Here is a 10,733-nt window from a genome sequence, read left to right as displayed (position 1 = left end):
TCTTTGAACAGTAATTTTCAAGGCAATTAATCTTCTTATATTCTTTCGATTCATAAAGTTAGAATTCTTATTTCTACAAATTTTGGGGGTATGTTTGTGATTTTCTAAAATAAAAGTTGCTGATAATTATCAGCAACTTTTAAAAAAAAAATACATCGTAGATGTATTAATACCCCGTAGGGGAATTGAACCCCTGTTGCAGGAATGAAAATCCTGAGTCCTAGTCCACTAGACGAACGGGGCAAAAGTGATCCAGGATGGACTTGAACCATCGACTCTCTGCTTAAAAGGCAGATACTCTACCACTGAGTTACTGGACCAAATATTTACCGGAACGACAAAAGAAAAAATTGCGTTTTTCATGTCAATAATTTTGTCTAAAAAATCGCTAACTTATTTCAGCAAGTAAGTTTTAACATGAAGAAAGTGAGAAATACGGAAAAAATAAAAAATACTTTTTTATTCTTTTTCCAATTTCAGATTTTGATATGATCTTATTTTTTCGAGATTTTTCCTGGCATCCTCGAATTCGGGCCAGATTTCAAGTGCTTTTTGATAATGTGCTGTCGCCTGTGGAAAATCTTTTTTCATGCTGTAGGCATAACCTAAAAAATTATGTGCTTTTGCGATTTCTTTATCTTTTTTCAGCATTTCTTCAAAAATATTGTTATCAAATCTTTTCTCAGCATTCGGTTCATTTTCTTTTGATAAGGAGAGTATTATTTCTAAAAATTCAGGTTTATCCAGATAAAGTTCTTTTTCTCTTTTTAAAGAACCAAAATATGAATTGTTCAAGGTAAGACTATTATCTATCGATTTTTGGAATGCATCAATGGCATCATCAAGTTGATTATTTTGTAAGAATAAATTTCCCAGGTATCGATACGAATACATCGGGAAAGGATCTGATTCGGCTGAAATATTGTAATATTTGATTGCTAGATCAAGGTTGCCTTTTTTTTTATATTGTTCAGCAAGATTAAAATAAATCGTGGAAGCATGTTTCGGATTTTTTTTTAAAAGCTTTTTAAAGGTCAGGATTGCTTTATCATACTTTTTCATCTGGCTGTAAGTGATACCGAGATTTCCCAGCGCACTGTTTAGATCGGGTTGTATTTTTAAGGCTTTTTTGTAATTAACTATCGCAGCTTGATATTTTTTATTCTTAAGATAATTATCACCATAATTTTTGTAATTTATTGCTTCGGTTTTTTTCCCTTCTTCTGATAAGTTTTGCAACCAGAGAGGATTAATGATCGAGAAGATTCCAAAAATTATTAATAATCCCCAGATCGTTAAAAAAGAATTGCGAACAATTTTTTCTTCCGGATTTTTTTTTTTAACAGGTATTGTGGATGATAAAAACAACATTATATCCTTCTTTTTTCAGTTGATTGAATTTAACGCACGCTTCCGGTGTGCTCAAAATTATTATTTGAATAACATTCTTCTTTTCTTTGTTAAAAATAAACTGAGTTATTAAATCTTCAGGAAATCCTTTTCCCCCTTTTCCATATTTGCCAGCTCCAATCAACAAAATATCCGATGTATAGCTGCCTATTGTATTTATATCTCTCTTATTAAAAACATGTTTTTTATCAACAAACCTGAAAAAACCGTTTTCAAAGATCATAATATCAAAAAAAGGTAAAGGAATTCCTTTATAGACTGTTAGTCCGAAAGAATTATAAACAATGTTCTTATTCTTATATTTAAAATAGAAATATCCTTGTATTGTAATAATGGAAATTAATAGAATAATAAAAACGATCCTGAAAATTTTTATCCTCGATAAATGTAGAATTGAAAAGAAAAGAATAAATGTTCCTAAACTAAACAAGACTGCAATATGAGAATAGTTTATTTCTGTGAGTACGGAACTGATGGAAATTAATAAATAAGCAAAAACAAGTTCGAGAAAAAGTATGGAAAATGGATTTCTAAAATAGTCTCTAATCTTTTTTCTCCTGATCTTCCAACCTTTCTTAATGATTTTTCCCTCTTCAATCACAAAGAAAATTAAAATCAATCCGATAACAGTTCCCCAGACATCTTTTCCAATATCACAAATATCAAAAATACGGTTGGAAATATGGATCTGGATAAATTCGTCGAAAGTTGATATGAGAATCGCAGATAAAAAAGTGAATAAAATGATTTTTTCAGGAGGTTTCCCTTTTTTTTTAAAAAAACGATAAGCAATAAAAGAAAAAATACCATAAGCAAAATAATGCCAGTTATGCTGCAGATCATAAAAATTGTGATGAAAATAGAAATCCGTTGATTTTTGTCCGATGATCATCAGGGAAATAACGATGAGAAACGAAATGATCCTGAATTTTGTTAACTGCTTTCGATTCTTAAAAATAAGAGTGCTGACAACAATGATCGCCATAAGAACAATATATGGTATTGCAAATCCTGATATTTCAAGGGAAAACTCTGAAAGCATACCAATAGCTGATTGTAAATAGTTCTGAAGTAATAAAAAAGGTGTAACTATCAGCAATAAACCGTATAAAATCAGATTTGTTAAAGGTGAATACTGTTTTATGTTTTTTTTTCTTCCCATCATTCTCACTTTTTCAATTTTGGAGAAATTTTTTTAATTTTGTTTTTTTGTCCATAAAAAAAAGAGTTTAAATTTCAACACAAATTCATTGCCAATTTTTCCAACCCTTAAAAATTTTGCACGGGAGATATGGAATGAGGTTGAAAGTTGCGGTTTTGATCAAGGTTTTGGTCATTACTTTATTAGTAGTAATTGTTGTTATCGATTCATTTATCATTAAGTATTTACGGAAAAAGATCGATAATATTACGATCGTTACCTTTGAGTCCGATACTTTGATCGCTTTATCTCCCAAATCTATTAAAGAAAATTTAATTGTCTTTACTCCTCAATTTGTGGATGATTCCGCAAATCTGAAATCTCCCTTTAACGACGGTTTATCATTAAAGGAATTAATTAAGAAATACATCAGAAATAGCTGGGCAGATCATTACGGAACTCTTCGGGGCACAAAAAAGCGCCGTAGAATTCATGAAGGAATAGATCTTTATGTTCCGGAAAATACACCGGTTTTTCCTCTCGCGAAATATGGAATTGTAACGGAAGTGAGTGATAATCCTCATTATATGGTTCAGGTTGAATGTAAAAAACAAAATGGTGAAATCGATTCTGTGAAGGTTGAATATGGAAAAGTTGTCAGGATCTTATATCCGGAAGGTATTGAAAGTGTTTATGCCCATTTAAACGAAGTTAATGTAAGTTTGGGACAGGTCGTAAATGGTAACACCAAAGTTGGTTTAACAGGTCTAACCGGAAATATCAGGAACAGCGGGAAACCTTCACATCTTCACCTGGAATTAAGAGATTCCAAAAATAGATCTTTTGATCCCAGACACAGGCTGCATTATGATTATGTTTGTTATGAACATTTTTTAAATTATCTTGATATATCGGATTAAAATAAAAAAATATGTCGCTGATTTTACGGATTTAACTGATTTTTTTATCAGTATTTATCCGCGAAAATCTGCGGTAAAAAAAGGTGGAATTATGAAAAAAATTGGATTAGTTGTATTAATGCTGTTCGTTATTTATTCTCTTTTTGCTCAACCAAAAATCGAATTTGATACCATGACGCATGAATTTGGTGATATTAAAGAGGATGAAGGTCCCTATGAAATTGATTTTAATTTTACTAACACCGGGGACGAACCTTTAAAACTTATAAAAGTCAAAGCCGGTTGAGGTTGCACAACTCCCAGTTGGTCAACTGAAGAAATCGCACCGGGTGGTACCGGTTTTATCAAAGTTAGTTATAAATCAGATAATCGTCCGGGAAAGTTTAATAAGGCAATTACTGTTACGACTAATGAGACAAAAGAAAATGATAAAAAATATCAAATAAGAATTAAAGGAAATGTGATCCCGACTCCCGGTAAATTGAGAAGGAAAATTGGAGATTTAAAGATAGAAAAAAATAGAATTGATTTTGGGAAAGTTAAAGATACTGATATTCTGATCGATACTTTAAAAATCCAGAATTCAAATCCGGAACCAGTTGAAATTTTGTTTGAAGATATACCTCCTTATATCCAGATAGACCTTAATTCCATGATCATTCAACCCAGACAGAAAGAAAACATGATCATTACTTTTGACATTTCCAAAAAGAATGAGTATGGATTATTGGGAGAAACGCTAAAACTGAAAACAAAGAGATCATCAAATGAAAAAAGAGGTAGTATCACCCTTAATGCTGATGTGGTAGAAGATTTTTCTTTATTAACACCGATGGAATTGGAAAATGCTCCGCAAATCCATTTTTTCGAAACCAAAAAAAATATCGGCACGATCAATATGAATGATACCATAAATGTCAATTTTGAATTTGAAAATAAGGGAAAAAGAGATTTGATCATAAGAAGCATAAAAATCAGAAGAAGAGGTTTGACAGTAGCGAATTATGATGAAATCGTAAAACCGGGCAGATCAGGGAAAATTGAATTAACACTAAATCCTCATTATTTTGCAGTGAGTATTAATATCGACATCACAGTTATTGCAAATGATCCCAAAAACAACATCTCCAAACTGAAGATATTAGCAAATATGATCAAAGATAAACCGGAAATAAAGGATGGAAAATTCTCCCGAATCATTTATCCCACAGATGCTTACAAATTAATAAAGAAAAATGCAAGCATTGAAAATTTCATGATCCTCGATGTTCGCACTCCAAAAGAATATGCTGAGGGTCATCTTGAAAATGCAGTAAATATTGATTATTATTCCTCTTCTTTTTATCAATTTATGCAGATGCTGGATAAAAAAAATATTTACCTTGTTTACTGCAAAACAGATACACGCAGTATGGATACTCTGAAATTGATGAGAGAACTGGATTTTGAGAACATCTATATTATGAAGAATGGTTTTGAAGGATGGAAAAAAGCTGATTTCCCAATATTAAAAGATTAACTAAACTTATTTCCCACAACAGAATCGTGGGCTAATTGTTTGCCTGATGCATCATTAGCCCACAGTTTTAACTGCGGGGAAAAGTGTGACCAAAACAAAAACTTAATCGCTTTAGCGGTTTCCAATTCTATTTTGCAGGATTCATTTAAGAGAAAATAAAGGAGCATTTTTGAAGGGATTTTTATTCTCACCAAGAAACCAGTTGATCGTTTACATCCTGATCATCTTCAATGGTCCTTTTATTATGTGCCAATATTATCTGCAGCCTTTGATCAGAAAAATCTCTCAATTTTCATATAATTTAGCCGGATTTGAAATTCAAATTGTACCGGTTGCTGTAATTACTTTTGTAATCCTGATCATTTCCCTGACCATAAAAAAACTCAATCGATTACGAATTTCAGCATTGCTGTTTATTTTTTTTATAATATTTATCGGACAGCAGATTTCAGACTTTTATATGGGAAATTCATTATTTGATATCCAGAGCAACTGGCATTATATCGCTTATACGATCTTCTCCTATCTGATGTTCCGTTATTTAAGTTATCGGAAGAACTCTCCTGTCAGGATCATCCTTTATACATTTCTGGCAGCAACACTGATTTCTACTCTGGATGAATCATTTCAAATGAAGATGACGAACCGGGTATTCGATATAAGTGATATCGTTAAAGATATGCTGGGAGCAGTGATCGGTTTGATCTTTGTCTTTTTCATTTATGAAAATGGGAAGATCATCAAACACGGATGGCATTTCCGCTATCGGAAGATCAAGGATTATTTCAAGAATCCTGTTTCGCTATTATTTCTGGAACTGGTGTTCACGATTCTATTCCTTTTTTTCAGCTCGGTCTTAACAGAGAAAAATGTCCGCATAAATTCCATTTATATCAGTTTACTCGTTTTTGTGATATTTTTTCTCTTTTTCCATTTTTCAAGATCTAAAATTGTGAAATATTTTTTATTGTTGTTAGTTCTTGCTCAACTTATCTCATTCGGTATTTTCAGCAGGAAGAATATTGTCTATAACTCCCCAAATCTGACTATTTATAAAGGAATTCCCATCCCTTATTTCGATATTATGTTTTTCGAGAATGGTTTGTTCAGGATCGTGGATAAAAAGACTTTTTTTCAGACCAGAGATCTGGAAATTATAAATAGTCATACTAATGATATTTTATTAATTGGTAGCGGAGAAACAGGAAAAGGCGGTGGTGGTTTTCCCAAAAAGGAGGAAATGCAGTTCTATATTAATGATATTAAGAAAAGATGTGTGCAGGTTCTGATCCTGAAAAATAAAAACGCGGTGACCATGTTCAATAAATTAAAAAAACAAAAGAAAAGAGTTGTCTTTATCCTGCATCATGAAAAATAAAAAAAATAAAATACCAGCAGATCCCGTAGCTAATACGACAGATCCCATAGTTATCACGACAGAATCCAAAATTATTACGAGCGCTCTGTTTCTCGTGATCTGTCTTCTCTTCCTGGTCATTTTTCTGGGAGAGACCAGATCCGAAAAATTTATGGAACAAAAAGAATCAGGTAAATCAGCAGAAGCTGGAAATCTGTACAATGTTGCCATGCAGTATTACCGGGCAAATGACCTCTCTCGAGCGATCCCTAACTTCCGGAAAGCAATTGAATTATCACCGGATTTCTGTGAACCTTATATCAATTTAGGAATTTCTTATGCAAAATTGGGTGAAAAAGAGAAAGCCATCAATTCTCTGAAAACTGCTCTCGATAAAGATCCAAAGGAAGATTATCTTGTTTATCTGAATCTGGCTCAGGTTTACAAGGGTTTTAACATCGAAGAAGCAAAAAAGGCATTTCAAAAAGCGATAGAACTGCATCCTTATCCAAAATACGCATATTTTGATCTGGGTGATTTTTTGTGGGGATTAAATGAATTTGATGAAGCTGTGGAAAACATTGAGAAAGGTTTAGTCCTGCATAATTTAAAATCATTTTATCTCGGCAGCATTAAACGGGCTATCCGTATTTATTCCGAGATGCCTGAACTTGTCGAAGTTCTGAAAAAATTAGTGGAAATAGGTGCAACCGAGGATGTTATGCAGAAATATGATAACATTGTCTTTAATAATTTCTATCTAAAAAATAACCAGCAGATCGCGGATAAATATGGTCAGATAGGCTATCATTATTTATTAAAGAAGGAATATCCGAAAGCCATAGAATATTTTGAAAAATCCATCTCCATCTGGAGTTCTCAAAAGAATAGAGCTTATGAACATTTGAAAACTGCTCAGGAAAACGAATAACTATAAACACTTAACCAACTCTTTTTTGTCTCAAATGTATTCTTTTTTAGTTTTAAAAAGGGATTATTTTACATCCTGAATGGAATCAGAAAATTTCCGGAATTCAGAAAAAAGATATTTCTACTATCCTGAAAATGACAGAAACAGGAATTTCCATCATTGCCATAACAGATTGATAAATTATTAACTGACATTTCCCACTTTATTTTAGTCGATAAAATTCCTCAGGATAAAGAATCATAATTCCAGTACTTTGCATCACAGCTGAATAGCCACGAGATTTATCTCGTGGCTATTCATATTTTTTCCGTTACAGAGTTTCTGTTGATTTTCAATTTAAAACAACAATCTCATCGAAGTCAATCAATGCCAATTCTATCTTGCTTCTTTTTAAGAACATAACTTTGTAAATTGATCAAAAATATAATTGGAAACAGGAAAAGGAAACGGGAATTCAGAAAATTGAAATGCAAAATAAAAAATCTCTGTGATCTCTGTGGCTAATTTTGAAATTCCGATACATTAAGTTACCCTCTGAAATTGAAGTGGAAAATGTTTACTAACTAACATTTCGCAATTCGTTTCAGAAGAATAATTCACTGATAACTCTTCTTGTTTTCTAAAATTCAAGTTCAGGTGAGATAAGATCGTCATTGCTGTTCAAACCATTCAATTCATTGAATGGCAATAAAATCAATAAGCAAATCCGAATTTATTCGGAAGATCACCGACAAAAGTCGATTTGTTAAGTTTCTCCATCGAATAAATTCGATGGTTTATCAATGAAGCAGGAAATGTAAATTATTGATAATTCTGAAAATCAATTTATATAAAGAGTTATCTGAGCTGAAATAATAAAAACAAAAGTTTTTATAAAAAAGTATTTGACAGGATTTAGGGATTTAAAAGTTATTGGCAATGAGCGAATGTAGAATCAATTCGTTCCGGTCATTGAAAAGTGTATAAGTGATTTAAAAAAAGTTAGGTTATGATTTTATGATGAGAATGTTAATGTCGAAATTAAAACAAGTTTGATCGTTACTATCGCAATTCATTTGTTAAATCGTTAATGTCGAAATTAAATGTATTAAAGAAAAGAAAAAAAATTCAAAGGAGAAAATTATGAAAAAATTGATTCTTATTTTATTTGTGGTGCTTTTTGTTTTCAGCCTTTCTGCCAAAGATATTGGATTATCAACAGGTAATGTAAAGGAAATCCAGAAAGAAACAAAAGCTCCTCCAAGACCTTATGGTCCCGAAGCGTATAATCCCAGACCGGAAATCGACAGAGCTTATGCTACGGTTGGAGCCGGTGCAAGTTTATCAGGTGCTTACGATACTGACATCACGCCTTTTGGAACATATTATCATGATGGCAGGAACCAGATGTTGTATACTGCTGCTGAACTTAGTGCAGCCGGTCTCTCTGCCGGACTAATTAACAGCGTCGGCTTTAATGTTGGTGCTGCTTCTACTCAGGTCATGAATGGCTTCAATCTCAGTATGGGTCATACAACTGAAACAACAATGCCTGCTGGTTGGTCAGTAGCTACATTGACCAATCAATATTCCGGAACCTGGACTGCTGCTGCCGGCTGGAATGACATTACTACTTCCTTTACCTGGGATGGAACAAGTAATATCGTGGTAGAAGTATGCTTTGATAATGACTCTTATACTTCTAACTCAACAGTTTATTATGATGTTTATACAGGTATGCATTCCCAGGCTTATAATGATAATACTGCCGGTTGTTCTGATCCCTGGGAAACAAATCCGGAAGAAAGACCTCAGACAAGATTTGGTTTTACTGCAACTGTACCTGTATTAATTGCAGCTCCATCTTCATATGATTACGGGACAGTTAATACAGGAAGTTGTTCAGGCTGGATAACCTTTACTCTCAGTAATGGTGGTACCGGAACGATCAATGTTTCAAATATTGCTCTCGGTGGCGCTAATCCTGGTGAATTCCAAATCCAGAACAATCCTGCTCCATGTGCTCTTCCGCCCAATGCTACAATCGAGGTCAGATTCTGTCCGACTACAGATGGAGCAAAATCTGCTGATTTAGTTATTACACATGATGTAGGAAGGCTTACAACCAATATTCCTCTTATCGGAACAGGATTTACTTATGCTCAAGGTGATGCCTGCTCCAATCCGTATATTGTAGGTCCATTACCATATTCACATTCCGATGACTCCAGTTTATTCACCGATACGATCGGGAATGCTTCTCCTGATGTCTGGTATGAATGGACAATCGATCACGCCGGTGATTATACCATGACTACCTGTAATGCAGGAAGTACTTTTGATACTTACATCAGATTGATTGCTGATGACTGCGTTACTGAAATTACCTCTAATGATGATAATTGTTCAGGATTTAGCGGTACTCTTTCGACAATAGATTGTTATTCTTTAACTCCCGGAACTTACTATGGTGTGGTCGAAGGTTTTAGTTCTTACAGTGGTCCTTATCAGGTAGATTTCTTTGAATGCTTTGAATTTGGAGCTTGCTGTGATTATACGGATCCTCTGAATCCGACATGTACAGATGGTGTCCTTCCTGCAGATTGTGCTGAAGCCTGGAATGCTTTCCATGCAAGTCCAGCAGTATGTGCAGATGATCCTTGTGCAGTTCCCTGCGTAGATTGTGTGGATAACGAAGGAGAACCTTGCGGTACGGATGTGAACGGCGGCTGTAATATGCCGGCTGGAACAGAATACTTTACTCCGCTCCAATGTAATACTACTGTCTGCGGAAATATGTGGGCAGATGGCGGTACCAGAGATACTGACTGGTATGATATTTATCTGGAAGCTGGTTCTACCATAACCTTGGATATCTATTCCGATATTTCCTGGGTTATGGGAATGGTTGAAGACAGCGGCGGCTGGGGAACAATTACCTGTCCCGCAACTGCATTCTATCAATATACAACCGGTGCTCGTTGTACACCTGGTCAACTTGTAATCGATACTCCAGGACCAAGTGGTAATTACATTATCTGGGTTGGACCGAGTGATTATTACAACTGGCCCTGCGGCCAATGGGAAGGAAACGCCTACGAATTAACCGTAACTTGCACAGGCGGTCAACCTGATCCTCCAACCGGAGTCGCTATTACAGTAACTAATACCAGAGATGATGTAGAAGTTACCTGGACTGTTGAAGCTGGCTTAACTTATAATGTTTACAGCAGTGCTGATCCTTACGCAGCATTCCCAGCTGGTTGGACATTAGAAGAAACTGGTAATACATCAGGTACTTACGGTGAAGCTGCCGGTGCTCAAAAATACTATGTTGTCACAGCAAATAATTAATTAAATTTTGAAGGGATCGGCTTTTTAGCCGATCCCTGATAAAAAAAAAAATTATTTCTTGACAAGGTTCTTTGAATAAAAAAAAAGTGAATTGTGAATTTAGTTGAAGAGTAAAAAAGTGA

At 34.1% G+C, this 10,733-nt stretch carries 8 protein-coding genes and 2 tRNA genes; 6 read left to right on the top strand and 4 right to left on the bottom strand.

The window, feature by feature from the left end; genetic code table 11:
* Nucleotides 1-170: 170 nt before the first annotated feature.
* The 4 genes from ENL20_04340 to ENL20_04325 form a co-directional block, all read right to left on the bottom strand.
* A tRNA-Glu gene (locus ENL20_04340) sits at nucleotides 171-243 on the bottom strand.
* Nucleotides 244-248: 5 nt separating this feature from the next.
* Nucleotides 249-320 (bottom strand) — tRNA-Lys (locus tag ENL20_04335).
* Between the two features lie 139 nt (nucleotides 321-459).
* Nucleotides 460-1,371, bottom strand: coding sequence for a tetratricopeptide repeat protein (locus ENL20_04330; protein HHE37783.1), 912 nt, complete (start codon nucleotides 1,369-1,371; stop codon nucleotides 460-462).
* Nucleotides 1,340-2,575 carry a hypothetical protein gene (locus ENL20_04325; protein ID HHE37782.1) on the bottom strand — a complete coding sequence of 412 codons (1,236 nt, stop codon included), beginning with the start codon at nucleotides 2,573-2,575 and terminating at the stop codon, nucleotides 1,340-1,342. The genes ENL20_04330 and ENL20_04325 overlap by 32 nt, the downstream gene beginning before the upstream one ends.
* Nucleotides 2,576-2,706: 131 nt before the next feature.
* On the opposite strand from ENL20_04325, the gene ENL20_04320 reads away from it, so the two are divergent.
* The 6 genes from ENL20_04320 (at nucleotide 2,707) to ENL20_04295 (ending at nucleotide 10,611) form a co-directional block, all read left to right on the top strand.
* Nucleotides 2,707-3,471 carry a M23 family metallopeptidase gene (locus ENL20_04320; protein ID HHE37781.1) on the top strand — a complete coding sequence of 255 codons (765 nt, stop codon included), beginning with the start codon at nucleotides 2,707-2,709 and terminating at the stop codon, nucleotides 3,469-3,471.
* 91 nt (nucleotides 3,472-3,562) lie between these two features.
* Entirely contained in the window at nucleotides 3,563-3,757 is a 195-nt protein-coding gene (locus ENL20_04315) for a DUF1573 domain-containing protein (GenBank protein ID HHE37780.1), read from the top strand.
* A gap of 174 nt (nucleotides 3,758-3,931) precedes the next feature.
* On the top strand, nucleotides 3,932-4,990 hold the full coding sequence (locus ENL20_04310; protein ID HHE37779.1) for a DUF1573 domain-containing protein: 1,059 nt from the start codon (nucleotides 3,932-3,934) through the stop codon (nucleotides 4,988-4,990).
* A 169-nt stretch (nucleotides 4,991-5,159) separates the two neighbouring features.
* Nucleotides 5,160-6,368, top strand: coding sequence for a VanZ family protein (locus tag ENL20_04305; GenBank protein ID HHE37778.1), 1,209 nt, complete (start codon nucleotides 5,160-5,162; stop codon nucleotides 6,366-6,368).
* On the top strand, nucleotides 6,358-7,278 hold the full coding sequence (locus tag ENL20_04300) for a tetratricopeptide repeat protein (GenBank protein ID HHE37777.1): 921 nt from the start codon (nucleotides 6,358-6,360) through the stop codon (nucleotides 7,276-7,278). The genes ENL20_04305 and ENL20_04300 overlap by 11 nt, the downstream gene beginning before the upstream one ends.
* A gap of 1,122 nt (nucleotides 7,279-8,400) precedes the next feature.
* Nucleotides 8,401-10,611, top strand: a complete 2,211-nt coding sequence (locus tag ENL20_04295) for a choice-of-anchor D domain-containing protein (GenBank protein ID HHE37776.1) — start codon at nucleotides 8,401-8,403, stop codon at nucleotides 10,609-10,611.
* Nucleotides 10,612-10,733 lie beyond the last annotated feature (122 nt).

The organism is Candidatus Cloacimonadota bacterium, assembly GCA_011372345.1.
Taxonomy (GTDB): domain Bacteria; phylum Cloacimonadota; class Cloacimonadia; order Cloacimonadales; family TCS61; genus DRTC01.
Note: the sequence above shows the minus strand (reverse complement) of the source record. Positions and strands in the feature narration are given on the sequence as shown.